The sequence below is a fragment of the Providencia sp. PROV269 genome, assembly GCF_028477785.1.
Taxonomy (GTDB): Bacteria; Pseudomonadota; Gammaproteobacteria; order Enterobacterales; family Enterobacteriaceae; genus Providencia; species Providencia rettgeri.
The window spans coordinates 266,573-291,377 of the sequence record NZ_JAMPLV010000004.1 but is presented as its reverse complement, the minus strand read 5'-3'; the positions used below and the strand labels follow the sequence as shown (position 1 = coordinate 291,377).

21 protein-coding genes are annotated in these 24,805 nt (G+C 40.7%); 12 read left to right on the top strand and 9 right to left on the bottom strand.

Translation table 11 applies throughout. The features are described from left to right. Nucleotides 1–228: 228 nt before the first annotated feature. From PR683_RS07800 to fhuB, 5 genes are all read left to right on the top strand, one after another. Nucleotides 229–1,860 carry a sodium/sugar symporter gene (locus PR683_RS07800; protein ID WP_036958441.1) on the top strand — a complete coding sequence of 544 codons (1,632 nt, stop codon included), beginning with the start codon at nt 229–231 and terminating at the stop codon, nt 1,858–1,860. A gap of 287 nt (nt 1,861–2,147) precedes the next feature. Further along, entirely contained in the window at nt 2,148–4,223 is a 2,076-nt protein-coding gene (locus tag PR683_RS07795) for a TonB-dependent siderophore receptor (protein ID WP_123381778.1), read from the top strand. A gap of 48 nt (nt 4,224–4,271) precedes the next feature. Further along, nucleotides 4,272–5,054: an ABC transporter ATP-binding protein gene (locus tag PR683_RS07790; RefSeq protein ID WP_109913142.1), complete on the top strand. Its 783-nt coding sequence runs from the start codon at nt 4,272–4,274 to the stop codon at nt 5,052–5,054. Then, nucleotides 5,045–5,971, top strand: coding sequence for an ABC transporter substrate-binding protein (locus tag PR683_RS07785; RefSeq protein WP_117162494.1), 927 nt, complete (start codon nt 5,045–5,047; stop codon nt 5,969–5,971). The genes PR683_RS07790 and PR683_RS07785 overlap by 10 nt, the downstream gene beginning before the upstream one ends. Beyond that, a complete protein-coding gene (gene fhuB, locus PR683_RS07780) occupies nt 5,961–7,931 on the top strand; it encodes a Fe(3+)-hydroxamate ABC transporter permease FhuB (protein ID WP_110732087.1) in 1,971 nt (656 codons plus the stop codon). Before PR683_RS07785 ends, fhuB begins: the two co-directional genes overlap by 11 nt. 177 nt (nt 7,932–8,108) lie before the next feature. Here the strand turns inward: fhuB and PR683_RS07775 are convergent, their stop codons facing one another. Then, nucleotides 8,109–9,089 (bottom strand): LacI family DNA-binding transcriptional regulator, encoded by a 981-nt coding sequence (locus PR683_RS07775; RefSeq protein ID WP_004912912.1) that lies wholly within the window; start codon nt 9,087–9,089, stop codon nt 8,109–8,111. Between the two features lie 269 nt (nt 9,090–9,358). Here PR683_RS07775 and PR683_RS07770 point away from each other — a divergent pair, with 269 nt between their 5' ends. The 5 genes from PR683_RS07770 to PR683_RS07750 are packed head-to-tail and all read left to right on the top strand — an operon-like array spanning nt 9,359 to nt 14,844. Next, entirely contained in the window at nt 9,359–10,276 is a 918-nt protein-coding gene (locus PR683_RS07770; protein ID WP_123381775.1) for a GNAT family N-acetyltransferase, read from the top strand. Nucleotides 10,277–10,303: 27 nt separating this feature from the next. Beyond that, complete coding sequence (locus tag PR683_RS07765; RefSeq protein ID WP_004912906.1) at nt 10,304–11,554, top strand: MFS transporter; 1,251 nt, start codon at nt 10,304–10,306, stop codon at nt 11,552–11,554. Nucleotide 11,555: 1 nt separating this feature from the next. After that, nucleotides 11,556–12,632, top strand: a complete 1,077-nt coding sequence (locus tag PR683_RS07760; protein ID WP_004912903.1) for a Gfo/Idh/MocA family protein — start codon at nt 11,556–11,558, stop codon at nt 12,630–12,632. Continuing rightward, nucleotides 12,629–13,693: a sugar phosphate isomerase/epimerase family protein gene (locus PR683_RS07755; protein ID WP_109913146.1), complete on the top strand. Its 1,065-nt coding sequence runs from the start codon at nt 12,629–12,631 to the stop codon at nt 13,691–13,693. The genes PR683_RS07760 and PR683_RS07755 overlap by 4 nt, the downstream gene beginning before the upstream one ends. Nucleotides 13,694–13,704: 11 nt before the next feature. Continuing rightward, nucleotides 13,705–14,844, top strand: coding sequence for a Gfo/Idh/MocA family protein (locus tag PR683_RS07750; RefSeq protein ID WP_117162492.1), 1,140 nt, complete (start codon nt 13,705–13,707; stop codon nt 14,842–14,844). Between the two features lie 307 nt (nt 14,845–15,151). On the opposite strand, the gene PR683_RS07745 is transcribed toward PR683_RS07750, so the two are convergent. The 4 genes from PR683_RS07745 to PR683_RS07730 all read right to left on the bottom strand — a co-directional run bounded on the left by PR683_RS07745 (nt 15,152) and on the right by PR683_RS07730 (nt 19,281). Continuing rightward, the gene (locus PR683_RS07745; RefSeq protein WP_371021498.1) at nt 15,152–15,484 is read right to left on the bottom strand and encodes a DMT family transporter; all 333 of its coding nucleotides are present in this window, start codon (nt 15,482–15,484) and stop codon (nt 15,152–15,154) included. 90 nt (nt 15,485–15,574) lie between these two features. After that, the gene (locus PR683_RS07740; protein WP_004912893.1) at nt 15,575–16,876 is read right to left on the bottom strand and encodes an HdeD family acid-resistance protein; all 1,302 of its coding nucleotides are present in this window, start codon (nt 16,874–16,876) and stop codon (nt 15,575–15,577) included. Nucleotides 16,877–16,903: 27 nt separating this feature from the next. Then, complete coding sequence (locus PR683_RS07735; RefSeq protein ID WP_109913149.1) at nt 16,904–18,178, bottom strand: MASE1 domain-containing protein; 1,275 nt, start codon at nt 18,176–18,178, stop codon at nt 16,904–16,906. 416 nt (nt 18,179–18,594) lie between these two features. Beyond that, nucleotides 18,595–19,281 (bottom strand): outer membrane protein, encoded by a 687-nt coding sequence (locus tag PR683_RS07730; protein WP_004912887.1) that lies wholly within the window; start codon nt 19,279–19,281, stop codon nt 18,595–18,597. 203 nt (nt 19,282–19,484) lie between these two features. Here PR683_RS07730 and PR683_RS07725 point away from each other — a divergent pair, with 203 nt between their 5' ends. Next, complete coding sequence (locus PR683_RS07725; RefSeq protein WP_109913150.1) at nt 19,485–19,715, top strand: hypothetical protein; 231 nt, start codon at nt 19,485–19,487, stop codon at nt 19,713–19,715. A gap of 113 nt (nt 19,716–19,828) precedes the next feature. Further along, nucleotides 19,829–19,993, top strand: a complete 165-nt coding sequence (locus PR683_RS07720; protein ID WP_164528577.1) for a hypothetical protein — start codon at nt 19,829–19,831, stop codon at nt 19,991–19,993. A gap of 499 nt (nt 19,994–20,492) precedes the next feature. Here PR683_RS07720 and PR683_RS07715 read toward each other — a convergent pair whose 3' ends face one another. Genes PR683_RS07715 through PR683_RS07700 form a run of 4 tightly spaced genes read right to left on the bottom strand, consistent with a single transcriptional unit; the run spans nt 20,493 to nt 24,805 of the window. Beyond that, nucleotides 20,493–21,620 carry a hypothetical protein gene (locus PR683_RS07715; protein WP_272581743.1) on the bottom strand — a complete coding sequence of 376 codons (1,128 nt, stop codon included), beginning with the start codon at nt 21,618–21,620 and terminating at the stop codon, nt 20,493–20,495. Then, entirely contained in the window at nt 21,617–21,880 is a 264-nt protein-coding gene (locus PR683_RS07710) for a PAAR domain-containing protein (RefSeq protein WP_164528579.1), read from the bottom strand. The genes PR683_RS07715 and PR683_RS07710 overlap by 4 nt, the downstream gene beginning before the upstream one ends. A gap of 12 nt (nt 21,881–21,892) precedes the next feature. After that, nucleotides 21,893–22,855: an SEL1-like repeat protein gene (locus tag PR683_RS07705; RefSeq protein WP_164528580.1), complete on the bottom strand. Its 963-nt coding sequence runs from the start codon at nt 22,853–22,855 to the stop codon at nt 21,893–21,895. A 3-nt stretch (nt 22,856–22,858) separates the two neighbouring features. Continuing rightward, nucleotides 22,859–24,805, bottom strand: coding sequence for a phospholipase D-like domain-containing protein (locus PR683_RS07700; RefSeq protein ID WP_123381771.1), 1,947 nt, complete (start codon nt 24,803–24,805; stop codon nt 22,859–22,861).

Sequence of the window (24,805 nt, the reverse complement as noted above, 5' to 3'; positions counted from 1 at the left end):
TAAACGTTCTCATTAATATTTGATGAGCTTCACGGAATCATCAAAAAATAGATTACTTTCGAGTAATTCGTCTTCGTTCTTTTCTAAAAACTTGCATTAAAATCTGTTATTTAACTCACTAAGTTAACGTTGTTGAGGATATTGTGAAAATATGTGATTCATTTAACGGTGATATTTTGTGGTAACGTTTACACTGGCTTCGTTATCATTTGGCGAAGGAATTTGATTATGCAAACTGAAGGGGTTGGGTTAAGCACATTAGATTACGGAATATTCATTCTGTATGTGCTTATCATTATTAGTGTGGGTCTTTGGGTTTCTCGAGATAAAAAAGGACAAAAAAAAGGTACAAAAGACTATTTTCTGGCAGGAAAAACATTACCTTGGTGGGCGATAGGTTCTTCACTGATTGCGGCAAATATCTCTGCAGAGCAGTTTATTGGTATGTCCGGCTCTGGCTTTTCAATTGGTTTGGCCATCGCATCCTATGAATGGATGGCAGCACTAACTCTGATTATTGTCGCAAAATACTTTATGCCCGTATTTATTGATAAAGGTATTTTTACTATTCCAGAATTTGTTGAAAAACGCTTTAATAAAACGTTAAAAACGATCTTAGCCGTATTCTGGTTAGCATTATTTATCTTTGTTAATTTAACTTCAGTTCTCTATTTAGGGTCGTTAGCATTACAGACAATCCTAGGCATTCCAATGCATTATGCTATTTTTGGTTTAGCATTATTTGCAGTGATTTACTCTCTTTATGGCGGGCTATCTGCGGTTGCGTGGACGGATGTCGTACAAGTTTTCTTTTTAATTTTAGGCGGTTTTTTAACCACAATAATGGCGGTGAGCTATATTGGTGGTGATGCGGGTTTATTCGCGGGTATGAGCCGTATGGCAAGTGAAGCGCCTGCACATTTTGAAATGATTTTAAGCCAAGACAACCCGCAATTTAGCAATTTACCCGGTATTGCCGTATTAATTGGCGGACTATGGGTTGCCAATTTATATTACTGGGGCTTCAACCAATATATTATTCAACGTGCATTAGCGGCCAAATCAATTAATGAAGCGCAAAAAGGCTTGGTTTTTGCGGCATTTCTCAAACTGATTGTCCCAATCCTTGTTGTTGTACCGGGTATTGCTGCATTTGTGATTGTTTCTGACCCTGCATTACTGGCGGGATTAGGAACAATGGCACAAGAGCATATGCCAACACTGGCCCAAGCGGACAAAGCCTACCCATGGTTAACTCAATTCTTACCTGTCGGCGCTAAAGGGGTCGTATTTGCGGCATTAGCTGCAGCTATCGTTTCTTCTTTAGCTTCCATGTTGAACTCAGTGGCAACTATTTTCACCATGGATATCTACAAAGAATACATTGCTCCATCAACCGCGGATCATAAGCTAGTGAATGTCGGCCGGATTAGTGCAGTTGTTGCGTTAATTGTGGCATGTTTTATCGCACCATTATTAGGTAACATTGGGCAAGCTTTTCAATATATTCAAGAGTATACGGGGTTAGTTAGCCCTGGTATTTTAGCGGTATTCTTACTAGGCTTATTTTGGAAGAAAACCAATGCAAAAGGTGCGATTATCGGTGTGCTGCTCTCAATTCCGTTTGCGCTATTCTTAAAACTGATGCCGTTAGGTATGCCATTCCTTGACCAAATGATGTACACCTTCTTCTTTACTGCAGTCGTGATTGGTTTAATTAGCCTGACAACGGCAAAAGAAGATGACTGTGAGGGGGCGATTATTTTAACGTCCGAGACCTTTAAAACGTCGACAGGTTTCAATATCGCATCCTACGCAATTATGGTTATCTTGTGTGTGTTATATGCGTTGTTCTGGTAGTGCAATATTTCTAACAACCTGATAAGTAAATGATAGCACTAGGCGGGAAGGAACACTCCCGCCTTATTTTTTGCATTTATTAACTTAAATAATGGCCTAACATTAGTATCGAAATCATTTTCGTTATTCTCGCTGAATAATCTCCCTTCTTTATGTATGGTTAATTGTGTCTAAATTGATTTTTTTAATAACTATTTGTTATAAGTAAATATGCCAAATTGATTTTAATTTGACTTATTTTTAGGAATAATACTGAGACTTATTATTATTATCATTGGAACTATTTTGTGAAAAATTTAGGTTTATTTCGTTTACATCAGGTTGCCATTTTCACCTTGTTAGCGCTGGCTGTTCAAAACCAATCCATGGCAAATGAACAAAATAGCGACAAACAAGACTCTTTCGTTGTCAGTGCACAAGCACTCAAAGTGAATACTGCGCTGCAAGAAACGCCAAAATCTGTTTCGATTATTACGGAACAAGATTTGACTATACATGCTCCGCAAAAAATTGATGAAGCACTTCGTTATACTTCGGGGGTTGTTGCACAGCCTTACGGGGCTGATAATGATACTGATTGGTTCAAAGTTCGTGGTTTTGATGCCGCAACCTATTTAGATAATAGCCGGTTATATCGAGATGGCTACTATACTTGGTTGCTTGAGCCTTATGGGTTGGAAAGTATTGAAGTCGTGAAGGGGTCATCAGCCGTTCTCTTTGGCGAATCCACTCCTGGAGGCGCTGTTAACTTAGTAACGAAAAAGCCATCTATTAATGCTAAAAATGAAATATTTTTAGAAGCGGGTAATAACGATCATCAAGCGCTAGGCTTTGATCTTTCTACAGCATCAGCCGATGCAGGTGCCCGCTACCGTTTAGTGGGAACGATGAAAAAATCGGATGGGGAACTCAAAGGCGCGGATAATAAACGTATTTATCTGGCGCCAAGTGCGGCATTTGACTTGTCTGATCAGACTGTACTTACGTTAATGGGAACGTATCTGCACGATGATGGTACGCCCACGAATCCTTTTTTCCCAGCGGCGGGAACATTAATTCACTCTAATTACGGTAAAATTAAGCCATCAACCAATTTAGGTGAGCCTGATTACGATAAATACAAGCGGACTCAGTTCTCAGTGGGTTATTTATTAGAACATCAATTTAATGATGAGTGGCGTTTTGCGCAGCGTGTAAATTATGGTTACAACGACCTAACACTCAGAAGTGTTTATGCTTTCTTTAATGCAGACCCTACCGTGCAGGAATTGGGGCAAGGTATTGTTTTTCGCGATGGTAAAAACCAAAGTTTTAGTTTTGATAACAATATCGTCGGTGAATGGGATAGTGAGCGGTTTGAAAATACTTTACTTGCGGGTATTGAATTCCAATATCATCAAACCAAAGGCGATGAACAGGATAATTATGCTTTTGGTAAAATTAACCCGTGGAAGCCAGTTTATGGGCACTATACCCCACTTGACCCATCAAATAACATTCATCGCACTATTGATAAAACACAAGCTAGTATTTATTCACAATACCAAACAAAGCTTGATAGCAAATGGATTGGGGTCGTTGGTGCACGTTATGATTGGGTAAAAACTGAAAATAAAGCACATAAAAAAGCAGAAGATGAGTCTAGAAATGATGGGCAGATGAGTTTAAATGCGGGTTTAATGTATATTGCTGACAATGGCATTTCACCTTATTTAAATTACTCTCAATCTTTTGAAGTTCAATCGACAATCGACCCAACAACCCAAAAACTGTATAAACCACTTAAAGGTGAGCAATTTGAAGCAGGTATCAAATATACACCTTATTTTATGGATGGTTATTGGAATATTGCTTGGTTCGATATCGAACAAAAAAATGCGTTAGTCACAACTCCTGAACACCCTGTTGCAACACAAACAGGTAAAGTCACTTCACAAGGTATAGAAACAGAACTATTTGCAAGTGTTACTGATAATTGGGATATTAAAGCGACATACACTTATACCAATGCGAAAACAGATCAAACAGGTGGTAAGGGACGTAAACAGGCTGGTATGATCCCAAAACATATGGCGACTGTCTGGACTGACTACGAAATTCCAATCGTGAGTAACCAGTCGTTAAAACTCGGAACTGGTATTCGCTATTATGGTCAATCAAAGGATAACCCAGCAAGCAGCAACCTTTCTGTTCCTAGTGCGACGCTCTGGGATATGGCCGCGATATATCAATTATCGAACAATTGGCAGTTCCAGTTCAATATGAATAACATCCTCAATAAAGAGTATGTTTCATCCTGTGATACCTGGTGCTATTACGGCCAATCGCGCTCATTTGTGTTACAAACAAAGTACACTTGGTAATTTTAAAAAAGGCATGCTAATAATGTTGGCATGCCTTGAGTCCTTTCTATGTTTCGATTAGCAAATATTAATATCGTTCGCGATCATCGTTCTATTTTATCTATAGATTCGTTAAATATACCCACAACAGAACTCACAGTGGTTCTTGGTCATAATGGTTCAGGAAAATCTACACTGGTTAATCTCCTTTCTGGGCAGATGGCACCGGATAGCGGGCAAATTGATTTAAATGGCACGAGTCTTTCTCAATATAAAACGAAAGAATTAGCGCAAAAAATCGCATATTTACCACAAAAACTGCCAGCCTCAGCGGGGCTGTCTGTGAAAGAACTTGTGCGGTTAGGGCGTTTTCCGTGGCGAGGTGCACTTGGTCGCTGGCAAGCTGACGATGAAATTATTATCCAACAAGCGATGGAGAAAGCTGGGGTTGAGGGGTTTTCCGCGAACTTAGCAGACAACTTGTCTGGTGGAGAGCGCCAGCGCGCATGGGTTGCCATGTTACTTGCTCAACAATCACCAGTTTTAATACTGGATGAACCGACTTCTGCATTAGATATTCACCATCAATACCAGTTAATGAATTTATTGAGTGAGCTTAATAAAGTTCATGGGATTGGTGTGATTGTGATCCTTCATGACCTCAACCTTTCTTTACGGTATGCAACACACATCGTGGCATTAAAAAAAGGGAAAATAGAATTTGAGGGAAAAAGTGTTCTTCTTCATGATGAAGCAAGGCTATCGTCACTTTACGATACCCCGATTAAGTTAATACCACACCCTAATTTTCCAGAGTCAGAACATCATAGGGTTGCTATCGTATGCGCTTAAAAGTCAATTTGCTTGGCCTTATTTTATTAACAAGTACATTATTATGCTCATTTTATACACGGGCTTATTCTGTTACGGACAGTCGTGGCATTATCGAGTTCAATTCGCCGCCTCAGCGTGTTGTGGTTTTAGATTGGGATTTACTGGAGCAGCTATTAACCCTTGAAGTCACACCTGTTGGCGCCACGGAATTAGAGAGTTACCAGCAATGGGTTGTTGACCCTGTTGTTCCTTCTTCAGTCAAAGAGGTAGGAACCCGGGCTGAACCTAATTTAGAGCAAATTGCCGCATTGAAACCTGATGTTATTATTGCAAGTAGCGCGCAAGAAGATTTACTGCCTTTATTGGAAAAAATAGCGCCAGTCGTTTATTTATCAAATTTTGCACGCCAAGATGACTCAGGGCTTGTAGCCATTGCGCATTTTAAAACGTTGGCTCGCTTATTTGACAAGACCTCTTTTGCTGATGAATATCTAATGAAAATGGATAAACGTTTTGCTGAATTAAGATCACAGCTTGAACGAGCTTTTTCCACGAAACCAGATATTGCTGTTATCCGGTTTTCAAGTTTAAGCACTATTTTTCTTTATACTGAGAACTCAACGCTAAATTATGTTCTTGAACAGCTTGCATTAAAGCCCGCAATTTTAGTTCCCGCACGTGCTTGGGGAATAGAACAGAGACGAATAAATTCATTACAATTTATTAATGACGGGTACGTGTTATATATCAAACCATTTGTAGAAGAAAAAAAACTAAATGATTCTATTTTATGGCAGTCGATGCCCTTTGTTAAGCAAGGGCGGGTAAATAGTGTTCGTCCCGTTTGGAATTATGGTGGTGTATTCTCCTTGCAATTAATGGCGGAAGCATTAACAGAAAGCTTATTACAGGTTGCTCCTCATAATGACAACTAAACAGTACTCAATACTATTTTTTGTATTAATGGTATTTGCGCTGATTAATCTTCAGCTCGAACCTGGGGTTATACTCAGTCAACAATTATTTTTAATTATTCATCCTGCTTCAGCCGATACGTTTGCTGATTATTTTTATTTATATGGCCAATTACCACGCCTTGCTATGGCATTATTAGTGGGCGCGACTTTTGGTTTATTGGGCAGTTTGATGCAGCAATTAACACAAAATAATCTTACTTCACCACTGACCTTAGGTTCATCATCCGGTGCTTGGTTAGCATTAGTGGTAGTTAATATTTGGTTTAGTAATGAGATTGGGTTATATCAAACGCTAGCTGCGATGGTGGGAGCATTACTTGCATTTGGGTTGGTAATATTAATTGCAGGTATTCGCAATATGACAGGCATTCCGTTGGTTGTTTCGGGAATGGTCATCAATATTTTGTTTGGTGCTATAGCGACTGCATTAATTACATTAAATTCTCAATTTGCACAAAACATTTTTATGTGGGGAGCAGGAAATCTAGCGCAAGATGGCTGGCAAAAAGTGGTTGGTTTATTACCTTTATTGTTCCCTATCATTATTATTATCTGTTTTGCACCTCGTATTTTGACATTATTGAAATTAGGTCATGAGGGGGCTAAAGCTCGTGGCTTATCCGTTTTACCTACTTTCTTACTTTTTATTGTTTTAGCATCTTGGTTAGTGGCGGCGACTATTTCAACTGTAGGGGTTATTAGTTTTATTGGTTTATTAGCCCCAAATATAGTACGGCGAATGGCGAATATGAGTGCAAGGCAAGAGCTATTAAACAGTGCAGTTGTAGGCGCGATTTTATTGCTTCTTGCAGACAGCGGGGCTATCGCACTAACAAACTACCTTAATATTGTGGTTCCTACGGGGGTAATGACTGCTGCTATTGGCGCTCCTTTATTGATCTGGTTTAGCCGCCGAGCAATGACAGCCCAAGATCAATTATCGATAGGGTTATTACCAACAAAAATAATACTTTCCAAAACCACGGTATGTATTCTTATTTTATTGTTAGCAAGTGGAGTTGTATTTTCACTTTGCTTACAAACGAATGGTGAACAATATTATTGGCAACTGCCATCAAGTTTTCAATGGGATATTAAATGGCCTCGTTTATTAGCGGCTATATTCTCTGGCTTAGCATTGAGTATTGCAGGCGTTTTATTACAAAGAATTATTTATAACCCGTTGGCCAGCCCAGATATTTTAGGGGTTTCTTCAGGTGCTACAGCGGCACTTGTTCTATTTAGTTTACTATTAGGCACTGCTATTCAAACCTCATTTTGGGGTATTGCTTTAATCGGGAGCCTGATTGTATTAGGGCTATTGTTGTACCTAGGTAAACGACATCAATACGCACCAGCAAGCTTAATTTTGACAGGGATCTGCCTAACGGCAACGTTAGAAGCTTTTGTTCAGTTCTTTTTAGCTCAAGGTACATTGAGTAGCTATCGGATATTATTATGGCTTTCAGGGTCAACTTATCGTGTGGAAGGGCAACAGGCCATTATTTTTTCAATCAGTATTGTTGTGTTAGCTATATTAGCGATCACGTTAAATCGTTGGCTAGTTTTATTATCAATTAGTCGGTCATTTGCACAGGGAAGAGGACTAAATTCACAATTAGCGACTATATTGCTATTAATCTTAGTTGCATTATTGTGTGCTTTTGTCACTTCTACTGTTGGCCCTATTGCATTTCTTGGTTTAGTTGCACCCCATATGGCTTTTTTAGTTGGCGCTAAAAAGGCGAAACAACAACTTATTATTAGTGGGTTGATCGGCAGTATATTAATGGTTTGGGCAGATTGGCTAGGACAAATTATTATTTATCCAACACAGATAGCTGCTGGAATATTTGTCGCTATTTTAGGTGGTGGGTATTTTTTATTGCTGATGGCGATGAATAAAATCAAGTCATAATTTATGGTATAAATATGGCTAGCCAAATCGCTATTCAAGGAGACCTAACTAATATTGATAAGTCAGGTCATATCGCTATGGCCATAAAAAAATATAAATACGAAAAGAAAATAGTAGTATTTATCTTATCCGTATTATTTCAATATCACAGCTCCAGAATGGAAATAAAAAGGTGAGTTAAGTTGAGCCACGCTCAATTAATTGCCATTCGAGGATTTCATGGCTGTCATCGAGTTTCGGGTGCTTAATTTTATTGAGAAGCAGTTGAACGCTACGGATGCCAAATTGATGCATCGGCTGTACAATAGTACTTAATGGCGGCGTAGTTACTTGACCGAAGGGCACACCATCAAACCCTAACACGGCAATATCATTCGGAATATGCCAACCTTGCTGATGCAAAACACTCATTGCACCGCCTGCAATGACATCAGAAATCGCGAATACGGCATCGGGTTTGGGCGCATTTTGCAGTAACTTTTCCATGGCCTTCGCCCCCGCGGTGTAATCTAATTCTTCTACATATTCGATTTTACAATACTCAAAGCCAAGTTCAGCGAGGGCCTTTCGATACCCTTGTTCCCGTTGCTGCGAATAGAGGTAACGCATATCACTGTTAATTAATGCAATGCGTTGGCGATTTTTCGCTGCTAAATGATAAACGCCAGCGCTAGCGGCTTGTAAATTATCAATAGTAACCGAAGACGCACGAAATTCAGGATCCCCCTCACCACACTGCACCCACGGAAAATCCCCAATCATATCAGTAAGTCCCGGCAAACAACTCACTGCATCCATAGTGATGACGCCATCAACAACCTTACCTCTGAGTAAACTCAGATAAGCGGATTCACGCGTTGGATTGGATTCAGAATTACATAACAAAATATGATAGCCGTGGCGTTCCGCTTCTTCTTCAATACCTCGTACAACCAGTGAACAAAAGGGGTTAGTTATATTAGACACTAACACTAATAGCATGCGACTACGCGAGGTGCGTAGTTGGCGCGCTAATAAATTAGGCTGATAATTACACTGAGCGATGGCGGCGAGAACTTTATCGCGAGTTGCCGGTTTGACAATATGTTGATCATTCAATACCCGTGAAACCGTTGCGGCAGAGACTCCTGCGATTTTCGCCACTTTTTCTATCGACATTGTTCACTTTTCCTTTTGTCTATTGCCATGCACAGTATGCAACATCGTGATGAAAAGTACGATTGATACAAGCAACTTGTGATGCAGATTGCAAATTTATCTTTTAGGTCATTATTGAACCATTCAGCTAGTTGCTGAAAGAAACAATTTGGCTATATTTTATAAATGAAATCGATTTCAGTAAAAATGAAATCGATTTCATTTTGGAGTTTAGCTGCCATTTAGTGAAAAGCCTCATTTTATAAACAATAAAACATGAGAGGTAATGAATGGATATACAACTACAACTTGCGAAATACACTGATCGGAGTGAAGTCGCGCATTTGATTTATCACTCAACGAATGTCTGGTATCAGCAACATGGTTTAGGCGAAATATTTCAGTCTGCGCCTGAAGAGTGCCATTTATTTGTTGATGTATACCAACAACTTGATCCCGACTACCACTGGGTAGCCCGTGATTCACAACTTAATATTCTTGGCTCGTGTTTTTTTCACCCACGAGAAACCCATTTGGGTCTTGGGATTATGAATGTCCATCCCAATGCATTTGGACAGGGTATTGCAAAGAAATTATTGTCCAAAGCAGATGAATTAGCAGGAAATTTACCCATTCGCTTAATTTCAAGTGCCCTGAATTTAGACTCTTATTCTCTTTATCGCCGCGGCGGTTTTACACCTTATGCAATTTACCAAGATATGGCGATTTCAGTACCAGAGCAAGGCGTAAATCTCCCTCGTTTGACCGAAGGAATTGTGCGAGATGCTCGAACCGAAGACTTACCGGCTATTTTACAATTGGAAGCGGATTTATTGGGTATTAGTCGTCAGCGGGATATTGAATATTTTTTGAATGACACCAGCGGGTTATGGCGAATTGCAGTCTGGGAGCATAACCAGCGCATCGAAGGTTATCTTGCCTCTATCGCACACCCCGCATCGAGGATGCTAGGACCCGGCTGCAGCTATCGTGATGAGGTAGCGCTGGATTTACTCGGTTGGATGTTAGACAAACATCATCGTGGTGCGACGCCAGTAGTTTTAGTTCCCACAGAGCGAAGCGCACTATGCCAAGCGCTATTGCGATGGGGCGGTCGAATTTGTGAACTGCATCTTGCGCAAGCCAAAGGTTATGCGCAGAAACCAAGCGGCGTGGTTATGCCGTCCTTTTTACCTGAAAGTGGCTAATAAAAAATAGAAATTATTGGGGGTCTTATGGGTACAAATAGTCTTGCTCAAGGCGGTAAAAATACTGCCCATGTATGGGTAGTACCGCGATTGGCGTTAATGATGTTCCTTCAATTTTTTGTGTGGGGGGCATGGTATGTCACGCTAGGGGTTGTCATGGGGAAATATGGCTTATCAGCAATTATTGGTGATGCTTATTCGACAGGACCCATCGCCTCTATTTTATCTCCTTTTGTACTAGGGATGGTGGTTGACCGTTTCTTTGCATCACAAAAAGTGCTTGGCGTGCTGCATCTCATCGGTGCTGCTTTATTATGGATGATCCCAAGTTACTTTACGGGGGGTCATAGCGGTCTATTATGGATAATCTTTGGTTATATGCTTTGCTATATGCCAACTATTGCTCTTAGTAACAACGTTGCCTTTTATAGTTTACCGAACAGTGAGAAAGCGTTCCCAGTTGTGCGTGCATTCGGTACATTTGGTTGGATTGTCGCGGGGTTGATTGTCGGTTCAACAGGGTTATCAGATAGTACAGAAATTTTTACCTTGGCGGCAGCGGCTTCGTTGGTATTAGCGATTTACAGCTTTACATTACCACACACGCCAGCACCAGAACGGGGTAAGCCTGTAGCAATGCGCGACTTGTTATGTGCGGATGCGTTTGCCATGCTTAAGCAACGTCATTTCTTAGTTTTCATCATTTGTGCAATGCTGATCTCCATCCCATTGGCGGCTTACTATGCCTATGCGGCGCCATTTGTTGCAGCGACAGGGTTTACTAACGTTGGTGGCGTGATGTCTTTAGGGCAGATGTCAGAACTGTTCTTTATGTTATTGATACCCTTCTTCTTTGCGCGTCTTGGCATTAAAGTGATGTTACTCATTGGGATGCTGTCTTGGTGCTTACGTTATGTCATGTTTGCCTTAGGGATCGCTGAAGAACTGCGCTGGATGATTTATATCGGCATTTTCTTACATGGTATGTGCTATGACTTCTTCTTTGTTATTGGTTTTATCTATACAGACAAAGTTGCTGGCGAGAAAGTAAAAGGGCAGGCGCAGAGCTTGTTGGTTTTGTTTACCTATGGCGTGGGGATGTTAATTGGTTCACAAATCAGTGGCATGCTGTTCAATAGCATTGTTACAACGGAAGGCGCAGCGGCTCTGCCACAATGGCAAAGTTTCTGGTGGTACCCAGCGATAGGTGCGTTACTGATTGCCGCATTGTTCTTCTTCGCGTTCAACTATAAAGAAAAGCCAGTGGAGGGGAAATAAGATGGCTAATTTACGCGTCTTAGTCGTTGGTTGCGGCAATATGGGAGCCTCTCATGCAGAGGCTTACCACCGAATGGAAGGGGTTGATATCTGCGGGCTGGTGGCTCGTGGTCATTCAAAAGACATTCTCAATGAACATTTAGGTGGTGAATATGCCACGTTTGATAATTACGAACAGGCATTAAAAGCAACGCAACCAGATGCGGTTTGCTTAACGACATACCCTGATACTCATGAAGCTTATGCATTGCTAGCACTCAAGGCAGGCTGTCATGTGTTTATTGAAAAGCCATTAGCCACTACGGTTGAAGGGGCTAAGCGTGTCATTGCTGCGGCTAAACAAGCCCATCGACAAGTGGTGGTCGGTTATATTTTGCGTCATCACCCATCGTGGCAACAATTCATTCATCTAGCTCATGAGCTGGGTAAGCCATTAGTGATGAGAATGAATTTGAATCAACAAAGCCATGGTCAGATGTGGAATGTACACCGTAACTTGATGCAATCACTATCACCGATAGTTGACTGCGGCGTTCATTATTTAGATGTGATGTGCCAAATGACACAAGCTCAACCAGTGAGTGTCAGCGCTATTGGCGCAAGATTGACCGATGAATTACCAGACAACATGTATAACTATGGTCAATTACAGGTTCGTTTTGATGATGGCTCAGTGGGTTGGTATGAGGCGGCTTGGGGGCCAATGATCAGCGAAACGGCGTATTTTATCAAAGATGTCATAGGCCCTCGAGGTGCGGTTTCGATAATGGCTCGCCATGGAGAGGGAAATAGTGATAATGTCGATGGGCACACGCGCACTGACTCTTTACGTATTCACTATGCAGAGCTTGATAAAAACAATGCCTTTAAGCATCCCGACCGTTGGGTTGACTGCCAAGACGAGCCAGGCCATTTGGCGCTATGCCTAAGTGAACAACGTTATTTTGTTCAAGCGATTACGGAACAATTTTCATTAGAACAGCATTTACAAGACGCACTCAATAGCTTGCGAATTGTTCTTGCTGCGGATGAAGCTGTGCGTACACAGCGCACCGTGATTTTAGGGAGTGAGTCATGAAAACAATCCAAGGCCCCGGTATCTTTTTGGCACAATTTATTGGCGAAAAAGCCCCTTTTAACTCATTAGAAGGCCTCGCTGAATGGGCATCAAGCCTAGGTTTTACCCATATCCAAGTGCCAACGATCGACCCACATATCTTTGATTTAGATTTGGCCGCCACAAGCCAAACTTATTGCGATGAGCTGGTTGCCATGTTACAGCAATATGGTATTCAGATCAGTGAGTTATCGACCCATATACAAGGCCAATTAATTGCGGTACATCCAGCGTATGACACGGTTTTTGATGGTTTTGCCCCAGCGAGTGTTAGAGGTAATCCTCAAAAGCGCCAGCAGTGGGCGGTAGAGCAACTCATCAAAGCGGCAAAAGCCTCGCAGCACCTAAAGCTAACTACGCACGTGACTTTCTCAGGCGCGCTGGCGTGGCCTTATTTTTACCCTTGGCCCCCTCACAATGCACAACTGTTTGATGAAGCATTTGCTGAACTTGCGCTGCGTTGGTTGCCTATTCTGAATGTGTTTGACGAGTGTGGCGTTGATGTGTGTTACGAGTTGCATCCAGGGGAAGACTTACACGATGGCGTGACATTTGAGCGTTTTCTCGGCCTTGTCGATAACCACCCGCGTTGCCATATTCTCTACGACCCAAGCCATTTATTGCTCCAGCAAATGGATTATCTCGCGTTTATTGATTGCTATCACCAACGCATTCGCGCATTTCATGTCAAAGATGCGGAATATTCACCAAATGGCCGTAGCGGTGTCTATGGTGGCTATCAATCATGGGTTGAGCGCGCAGGGCGTTTTCGTTCGTTAGGGGATGGCCAGATTGATTTTGTCTCTATTTTCAGCAAATTAACCCAGTACGGTTTTTCCGGTATCGCCACAATGGAATGGGAGTGTTGCCTTAAATCTCCAGATGTCGGGGCGAAAGAGGGAGCTGATTTTATCGCCAATCATATTATTCCAGCGGTTGATCATGCCTTTGATGATTTTGCAGCGGTAGATACTAATCTTCAACAAATCAGAGCGTTACTTGGGATCGTGAGTGATAAATAAAGGATAAGGCGATGAGACTAAAGCTGGGAATGGTTGGAGGTGGGGAAGGTGCATTTATTGGTGCAGTGCATCGATTAGCGGCTCGTATGGATGATGAGTTTGAGTTAGTCGCAGGCGCATTTTCTTCGAACGAGCAAAATTGTCAACGTACAGGGCAACGGCTGCACCTTGCGCCTGAACGATGCTACGCTAGCTATCAGCAAATGGCGCAAAGCGAGGCGGCACGTGGTAATGGCATTGATGTGGTTGCGATTGTCACGCCTAATCACTTGCATGCCCCTATTGCCGTTGAATTTTTGCGCTCAGGTATCGACGTGATCTGTGATAAGCCATTGTGTACATCATACTCAGAAGCTTTGCAGCTTGCCGATGTTGTGAGAGAAACGGGTAGGCAACTGATTCTCACGCATAATTACAGTGCTTATCCGCTAATTCGCGAAGCGCGCAGCCGGATATTAGCAGGGGAACTAGGCGAAATTCGTTATATTGAAGTGGAGTATTTGCAGCAATGGCTAGCAACACGATTAGAGGAAACTGAAAACAAGCAAGCGAGTTGGCGTACCGATCCACAAAAAGCGGGAGCGGGCTGTATCGGCGATATCGGTACTCATGCGTGGCAGTTAGCTTCATTTGTCACAGGGATGTTGCCAGAGGCCATTTGTGCGGAACTCACATCAATGATCCCTGAAAGAGTGCTAGATGATGATGTGCGTGTGCAAATGCGTTATCACAACGGAGCAAAAGGGCGTCTATGGGCGAGCCAAGTGGCCTGTGGTGAAGAAAACGGGCTGCGACTACGCATATATGGCAGCCAAGGGAGTCTTTCATTTTCCCAAGAAAATCCTAACCAGTTATGGTTAAAACCGTTTGATTCGCCAATGTATTGTGTGACACGGGGATCAATGTCTCAATGGGAGGAAAACCGTGCGATGTCAAGGGTTCCAGCCGGGCATCCCGAAGGATATTTAGAGGGTTTTGCTCAGGTTTATCGTGAGGCGGCAACTCGTTTACGCGAGGGAAGCGGTGCATCACCGTTATTACCAGGTATTGAAACTGGCCTACAGGGGATGGCATTTATTGATGCCGCAAAACGTAGCCATGATAGCTGCGGTCAATGGATTGATTTTACGCAATATCGTTGCTCATCATAATCTCTGCGATGGATGGTCTGAGATTAATGAGTTGGTATAATCCATAACCTTTATGAAATATATTTCGGCACAGAGGCTGTAATAATGATTTTTTCTTTGTAATACGGATAAGCAAAAGCGACGAGGGGGAGTGAACCGGAAAGCTATACTGCTTGATAGAATCAGTTAAAAGGAGAGGATACCTCTCCTAGTGATGTTACACCACCAGCGTGGTGTAACAAAAAATGTTTCAATGTCGGTATGTATCTTGTTACGTGTGCAACTTAATGTCGTTATTTAATCCATTCTTGTTGAATAATTTCGACACTCAATGAGTAATTGATTTAGAGAACAGCTGGATAATAACAATTCCCAGCGCAATGCATGCTAGACCAATTAATGCTGGAAAATCAAGTTTCTGTTTATAAACAAAAAATGATAATGCTGAAACAAGAAATATTCCCGCTCCAGCCCATATCGCATAGGCGATACCAATATTCATACTTTTTACAACTTGGGATAATCCATAAAAAGAAATGGCATAACCAATAACGACAATAATACTGGGTACCAACTTAGTAAACCCATCAGACGCCTTCATCATGGTTGTCGCGGTTGTTTCAGCTATGATAGACACCATTAAGATTGCGTACACTTTCAGCATAAAAACCTCTTTAACTTATTTAGCAAACATTCCAAAATGACAATTTTAAACTATGTTTGAGATAAAAATGTCTAATGGCTATGAAACTCAACGCCTAAGTAAGCGTTTATACCAAGGGACTGGAACTGGGTGTACAATAGCCCGCAAAGCACGTGCATAATCCATAATTAATCCAGGGGTCCATGCCATCATCAGTGCACGCCGACGAATTTGAGCCGCAATCCATAACTCTGGCATGCAAAGTACATTTAAAATCCCGATAAAATCACTTCTCTTTTGCATAGACAAAACACCATCTAATGCAGCCTCCAAACCATATGCAACACTGCTGGAGCAGTTTTGGTATGTTAGGTTATAAATAGGGTATTGGCGATATTTTTCCCAAAAACTCAATAAAGAAGCATAGTTATAAACATTGAAAACAATCTGTCTGTCAGATTCACACCATTCGGATGCTTCAGTTTGATAATTAGGCAAGAAACGCCCCGGAACATTATTATCAGCGGTTGCTTTTAGTAGCCTGAAAAACTCTGATGGAGAACGATCAATATCTTCTTCAGGGTATAAGCTGATATAGAGGTGCGGGTAGAGTTCTAGAGATGCATGCCCCGTCGAGATTACTCCTTCAGAATCAACAGCCGCAATATAACGATTAATAATTGGCCGTGGTACAGGGCGTTGGTTTGCGGAGCCTTCGGGGGTCCAGATATGAACAGTCAAAATAGTATCTTGTTCAGTTTCTCTACTTATAGTGGAAGATTGTGGGGTCTCTGTTATGGGTCGCATTGCCCCTTTTTTCTTAAACGACACAGGTAAAGGACGCATCAGTTCAAATATGGATGTTCCTCGTTGGATATGACGGGCTCGAAATGCTAACTTCAGGCATCCAAATCCACTTCCTATCATCAAAAAACCGATAAAAAAAGAAATTGTTGCTTGGTGATGGGTAAACAGAAAAAAGGCAAACAGCATTTCAATTACGCCCCATAATAGGATTAATTGCCATCCAGGAAAACGTACGATCCAAGCTGATGCAACAACAAATAATCCGGTAATAAAAAAAACAAAACCGAACATTGCTGACAATAATACATTGCTATATGTTTGATTAATCAAGATAACCAATGCACAGAACAAAAATAGACCACCTTTAAAGAAAAGTATCGTTTTTTGTGTTCCAATTCCGCTTGAAGCGACACTTAATGTGATCAGACTTTCAAGTAACAATAGAATACCAAACAAATGTATTGGAAAAAAAAGAATACCATCAACACCATCAATGAAAATAAATATACCAATAAAACACCAAAGGAGCCCAATCCCCCAGAGGTAATGTGCTTTTCCTCTGATAAATTCGGCACCGAAAAGTAATAATGCAATTTGTAGCATCACTTATCCTTTGTTATTACATCAATTTTAGGATACTTCACCCAAAATAAACCAATTCCCAACAATCATTACTGGCTTGTTATGACTAAAAATAACACTTCCACGATCTTCTATATTCCACCAACGACCTTCTTTATCTTTCAGACAAAAGGTTATTATTGGAAGAGTGGTATGAGCTTGCTCTTGCTCCCAATGTCGAGCGAGTTTTTCTCGGTCGTCAGGATGAATAGATTCCATAATTTGCCTTAGATCGGAAAGGGTTGTTAAATCAGCCTTCGGATATGAACAATCTGTATTTCCCCATTCTATAGCACCATTATCTAGATTAAGTTGATATACTAGGTGCTGCGGTTTATAAGCTCCTTGTGTGTCATCAATTCTATGAGTACTTCGAGCGACAACTCGTAAAAAAACCATTAATAATGATATGACGGTCAAATATCCCTGTATTAACCACAGTGACTCATGGCGAAATAGGCCATGAAGATAAAAAGGCCCATGCTGATTACGAGTGTAATAGATTGTAATAGTGGCAAGTATTAATAGTGCTATTGATCCCCCTCTGTTTCCCCACAGCATAGACAGGGTAACAGCAAGCAAAATAGGGATACAGAGTAGCGATAATTTAGCAGTATTACGATGATGATGAAAATAGGAATGGTATATCTGTATCGCAGTATCATTGAATATTAATATAGTGCTAATAATAAGAAGAATAAAAACAATACTTCCCCAAACTATATTAATTTTGAAAGAAGGCACCACCCTTTTGAAATGGGTATTAATTAGCCCCATAATCACTGTTGTGGCAAAGATGTTGCCAGTAATATCAGCAATAAAACCATCCCAAAAAATATCATTAAGTGATGTATTATCAAGCCAATACAAACTGATAGAAAATAGAACTGCATCTGCAAAACTGACAATTATTGTTGCCGATAGCCATAACAATATTAGTTGCAGATCATCTCCTCGTTGAGCATACCTACGGACAATCCAAGCAATAGCAATACAAGAAAGTACTGCCAGAGCGGCGTATATAAGTGAAAGGGTGATTTGCTCACTATCAAAGCCATTCAGAATTAAGTTTAATACAATGAAGCCAATCAGTAATGGTAGCCATTGGCGTTTGTGCATACATAAAAAAGCGGTTGTTGCGACCCCCGCAGGAAACCAAACAACAGAAATATCTGAGTTCTCTGGTGTCAGTATTTCGGAGATTTCACCTGTTACGTAATAAAGTAATAGCCATCCTATTATTACGATTAACGTGGTCTTATTTGATAGTAAAGATGTTTTCATAGTTTATTTCAGGTTATGCATCATAAAGTTATGTTTGGCCTTATCTTAATGCGAAAAGGTCTACATCATTTCTCTTTTCAAAAAATATCAAAATGATATCTTGAGGTATAGCTATTATTATATTTTTTCCTATATTTTTAGACACTTTTTATTTTATTCTGAGTTCGGCGCTGTAGGTACTTCAATGAACATTACGCGTCTAGAAAAAGCCAATAGCGCACCTAATCTGAATTTCTTAAAAAGAAAAACACGGCTTGTTGTTTTCATAGACAGCTATTCGTGAAAGATACCTACGTTATATAAAGCAGTAGCCGAGCAATAATGGCAAAAATTGAGCGTGTCCACCACAATTAAAAATAGCTAACAAGAGTTAGCTATTTTTGAGACAATACCAATGAGATAACACTATAAAAATACTAAAATAAGTATCTGACACCAAATACAACTTCTTGAGATTTAAGGTGTGCTTTCATTTGCTCGTCTTGTAAGCCTCGAGCATTAGCAAATCGGTTCATGCCACTTTCGATTTTACCTAGATCCACATAACGGTAGCCTAAGTCAAAATTGAGTTTATTAATAGGTTCATAGCTGACGCCGCCACCGAGAGAATATACCAAGTTTGTATCAGTGTTACTTGCGTATTGACGTGAAACATTTCCTTGCCATCCAGACGATTTTACTTTTGCGATACCAACACCAACGGTTCCATAAATAGAAACTCCCTGATAAATTTCATAATCACGGTAAGCATTTAGCATTAATCGTTGGGACTCTGTTTTATGGTGATTCAAGCTGGTCGGAAAAGTGGTTGATCCACTTGTATATTCTGCCTTTTTATTGAAAGTATATTCTGCTTCTGTACGCCAACCATTACCAAATTGATAGCCAGCAGCTAAAGAGCCATTATAAAAATCATCTTTATCATCACCCGAGACAAATTGACCAATACCAGGTCTACTACTGGTATCCATATTATCTGCTTTTTGCCATACCTTCGAGAGCCTTGCAGCACCATAATAGCCCTCATCATTCGTAGAGGCTAAGGCATTTCCAGCTGCACTTCCAAATACAGCAATTACTAATAATAAGTGTAATTTAGTCATGTTATAGTTTCCTTTGTGTATTATATCGAGATGGGATTATTGCAGGTAGTGGTTATTAGTAAAGGGGAGTTATTTGATTGATATGTTCAATTTATTTCAACAAAATGATATAGATGTTACTTGGATTACCGCATTCTTCATGAAATGAGTATTTCATCTTCTAATAACAGAGGTTGTATCCCTCGCTACTTTAAAACAAGTTTATGTCAGGTAAATATTTACCTAATGGACTTCCCCAGAATTCTGCTTTATGGCCAGAAGAATATCGCGAACTGGAGCAGCTTGATTTATTCGCTAACAGTCTAATTAGGCAACTGAAAAATCGAAAAATCTACAGAGAGCGAGTACAGGTTGAAATTGAAAAAGTACCTGAAGCACATCGGGAATTTTTTAGAGATAAATTAAATCATTGGTGTGAGGTGATGAAAGTATGAAACGTACACACTTGGAAAAAATAAAATCGTTCCCATCATATAACTACATATTTTATAGCGGAGATAAGGCCGTTTATTCATAAGGTTATTAGATGTAGTTAGTTGGGGTGAAAATGAAAAAATCGGTTTATAAAGCAAGTGGTTTATGGAACCAAACATCTTTCATAACTCTTTTTGTCGCAACAAGCGAAAAAGATGTACTTTCAACAATAGCATTTTGGGCAAATCTAGGTGGCGCTAGAGTAGATGAGTTATCTATTGAGCGTTATTGCTCATGAAGCCGGTAGAGTCGATTGAAGGGTTTTAAAGTGAGAGATCTGATGCATGTTACTCCTTGAAATAAAAGAAAATGATAGCTATTCAAGGGGATAATATATATCTGAGATTTTTTTTACTGTGGTGATAATGATTTATGTTAGCAGGTTCTAGTAGAATGCTAGAACCAATATGGTGACGAGGTGGAACAGCATAGTTAATTATGTCGAAAATAGAATTATACCTTTAAAGCTTATTGTAGATCTTGACAGCAAATTCATGGACTGCTTGTGATAAATCTGAGGGGGTGCCTAATAGAGTCGGTGCATCATCGACATAAAAATGAATCGCTTCTTTTATTTCTAGTAAAGTCGGAGGCGGTGATATTTTTTTTTAGGTTCCTGATAGCTTGTCTAAGCTCTTTGACATCCATGGGATGGGAACTAAACCATGTTGGGCGGCTAGCCCAGCACTCAATAGCATGACGAATTGTATCATTCATAGCAATCACCTCTTATTGGTTTATGACAGTATTATTTGTTGTAACAATAAGTTATCGTGTTCTTGGCTGACTATTAGTTGGTTTTCGGGATTATCGCTGACCAAGGACAAGATGGTACTATGCCGAGCAACCCCACCCTTACCGAAAAAGTTATCGACATCATAAAACTGGTTTAAGAGACAATGAATATCTTGCTGTACATAGCTTTCAATACATTGGCTTTTGTTTTTATCTGCGATCCCGCTATGCCACACTGAATTTAATTGGTGACCCGGTAATTGAAATTCACATTGTGTTTTCAATGCATCAGGGAAAGATCCTTTATCCGTAGATATTGGACGCAGGAGCTTCGCTTTGATTGGCACTCTTAAACGCTCGTAGAACCCTTGAGGGGCAAGTAATAGACTCGCGGCTTCTTCACTTGCCATTGAGTCTAACTGAAAAGCTAAAATAGCGTATAACTTAGGTTCAAAGGGATTTTCATACAGTGCTAACAGCCATTCGCTGAGTGATTTGTATGGCAATGTTTCAACAGATTCAAGCTCTAATGATAAGCGCGTGGCTTCCTGCTGAATGAGAGCCTGCCAATTAGCCTCATTATCTTCAGCTTGCCAATATAGGGTAATTGGCTGAGTAAGAGCATGTTGATGGTAATATTCAGCAATGGGGGCAAGTAACTTTTGCACCGCCATTTCCTGTTTCTCCCATAAAGAAAGTGATTTGAAGGCGCTTAATTGCAATATATTGTCTTTATTCGGCGGCAGTGAAGACAAAACAACATTTGATTGTTTTTCTTCATCAAATTGTGTCAATCGTGTATGCGCTAAAATGCCTAAATACCTTCCTGCCCAATAGCGCCATTCTTGGCGTGCATCATCGAGCATATCAGTAAACTGCCGATGGTCATATGACACTATCGAATAAGCCAATAGACGAATAAACAAAATAGCAATCACGGGAAGAACAACAAATAAAGCAATTATTTGATTATTACTGATTTCGCTAGACAATACGCCAATTGAAGATAAATACACGCCAATACCAAATCCAGCAATACCAATGAGAACAACCAAAAACAACCAAAGCATCAAGCGAGGTAATTTAGGCTTAGGTGGGTGACCTAAAGACGGAGTTTTCCAGCTTATCATGATTGTTCACCCGACGATGATAAGCTCGTAATCAATGTACAACCACATTCGGTCTGAAAACCATTGAGTGCCGCCTGACGACCGGATATTAAAATACGCGTTGAACCGGGTAAAATGGCATTAACGCCATGACCTTTTTTAGGGCAACTGACTTTATCTCCCACTAAAGCTATCGGTTTGCCGTACATCACCGAACCAGAAGCGGAGATCACTTCGCCGCCATGAGTAGTTTTGTCACCTAATCGAACAAGTGCGCGCATGTTAAGATCCTTTTATTGGTTATCCTGTTGTTTTTTATATTCAAACGTGCCATCCCATTCAGGGAGTTCAGCAGGTGGTAGCGGAACGATTTTATCAATATCGGGAAAGCGTGCCTCGGGATTATTTCTAATCTCATTAGCAATAGCTTCATAACGGAGAGAACGTTCAGAATCAGGTTTTACAGGTAAATAATAATAGGAATTTTCTTTTACATTTGGCTTGAATGCACCTTCAAATGTTGATGCTGCGGCTCTATACCCATTTTTTGTAGATAATTGATAGTATTTTAATGTTCCACCAGTATTTTCTTCAACATTCCATAAGTAATTTGCCAGACGATATGCGGCTTTCCCATTACCTTGATTTGCAGAGCAATCCAACATTTTTTTCCCAATATCAGGGCGATAAGCAGGGTTATCTTTGTCGGATAAACGTTGAGAAACAAAAATATCGCCAATCACATATTGGGCTTCGGGACTGCCTAAATCTGCGGCTTGACGAAAATATGCTAAAGCTTTAGTACGATCAGCGACGACTCCATAGCCTGTATCGAGGTAGTGTCCCATTTGGTAATAACCATAGCTGATGTCTAATTTGGCCATTTTTTGAATAATATCCCAAACCTCTTGAGCTGCTCCTTTACCTTTAATCGGGGGGACTTTGCCGTAACTGATTAAATTGCTTAAGTTAAGCATGGCTTTGGGGTGATTACGCTCGGCCGCTTTGCGGTAAAGTTCGCCAATTTTGGCATAATCACGTTGATATTTATTAATTTTCTCAAGCTCACGGGCTTGTTTAAACCAAACATCCGCTTCAGGGTCAACGGGAGGCAATGTGTCTTTTTCATATACACAGGTGAAGGCTAAATCGGGTTCTGTTTTTTGAGTCATCGCTTTCTCTTTTTTTTCAACAGGTTTGCAGCTAACAAGCAGCACTAAAGCACACAGTAATAAATAAGATTTAATTAGTGACATAATTTAATCCGAATTTTCTAATCCAATCGTTTTATCCTCAAACGGAAGTAAAGAAGCTATAGGCATTTTTTTATCTTTTTTCAATCCTTTGTTTCTATTTGAAATATCAATCCATTCATCAAATTCTTTTGTTAAATCATTTGATATGCCCCCAGTGCCCTTATGCATCCCCCACAAATGTTCCCTCAGTGGCTTAACAATCGGGAAAATATCTGTATCTTGCAGTACGACGGCAATTTCAGTATCAAATGCCATACTGCGTAAATTGATATTGGCAGAGCCTTGGATTAAAAAGGTGTCATCCACTAAGGTTAGCTTGCTGTGGACATACACCGATTGCCAGCGGTCAGAATCGGGCGAAACCAAGGTACAAATGACGCTCTTAAACCCGTCAATCTCTTCTTCTTGAATATCATCGGGTTCTACAACCTGAATGGGTTTGAGTAAGCTCTCTTGTGTGGAAACCATGATATTTTTAAAGGTGCCATCAAATGCGGCATACTCACGCATAAGGTCACGGCGGCCTAACGTCTCTAGCATTTTATAGGTTTGATAACCGCCCACGTGGTTGGAGTCACCAATCTCTGCTTTCGTGGTGGAGTTCGTCACCACAAACAAATAGAATGGTGGCAGTTTTTCTCCTTGCAGTTTAGGGTCGGTTGCAGCAGCTTCTGCAAAGCATTTATTTCGCTCCTCGACCATATTGCGTACATCCCGCCCAATTGACGATAACCGGAAATATTGATTTTCAAAATAGAGATAATTACGCGCATGTTTAACACCATGATCGTAAGATTTTAAAATATCGTATTCGTCATATTCCGGTTGAGTGCGGCAAATTTTACCCGACGTTGGAATTAATGGGTTTCGGGCTAAAAAGGTATAGCGCTCATTGAGTGCATCAATGAACTCAATGGTGGGCGTATATTGGCTGCGCATAAGAGACTTTCTTTGCTCTAACAGCTGAGCACCTTCATTATCCGTTGTAAAAAAGCCTTCAGTTTCATTCCATGCCGTGACAAAATTATCATTTAAATCACACAATACTTCGCCATACACACAGTTCGACGTATCTTGCCATGCGGTCGGGCCATCACGCCCTAACCATGACATATCTTTATGTTGAACAATCGAGTGTTTATCATCATCCCAATACTGCGAATGCATGTTATGACCCATCACAAAGCCAATCGCTAATTCAGGATCTTCATAATCAATCAAAACCGCTTTTTGATGGTGAGTGGGCACTACAGCAAGTGCGGCTAAACGTAAACTGAATTCAACATCATCGCTACCAAATTGGTGCTTGGTTAATTCAGCCACCTTACTTAAGCGAGATGAAGGGCTGTTGATCGCCATCGAACGTGTACGAACTGATAAGTTTTTAATTTGATTGTTTTTAGCTCGAATAAGCCATTCTTTATCAAAGGTATATTGTTTATCAGACTCATAATCTAATTTAGCCCCAATGGTCTGCATCATATCTGAAGGTAGTTCAACCTTTTGCCTTGGCGTAAAATACGTTTGCTTAGGCCAGCCGGGTAAACTGGTTTCACCCAGCTTAGCTATCTCATCAAACCACACCAGAATGCGTACCTTTACACCTTCTTTGGCTTTTTGCTCAAGAAGCTCCGCAATATTAGGAAATTGTCCATCCCTAATTCCACTTGAGCGTTCAAAATACATGGAGGGCTGAAATCCCCATGTAATAATCTCAATACTCTTTTTCGCTTTACGAATGGCCTCCGCAACCGCTGCAAAGGTCTGTTTTCCATTAATAAGTGGCGCATACACAAATAAACTCATAGGGTATTTGGTGCGCTCAGGGATCCAACTTGGCGTCATTTGCAGTACCATGCAGGTCGAGACGGGTAAGCGTATTTTCTGCTCGGTTGCCGGAATGGGTAATTGCACGGAAGCGGGGAATCCCCCAGATTGATTTCCTGACAT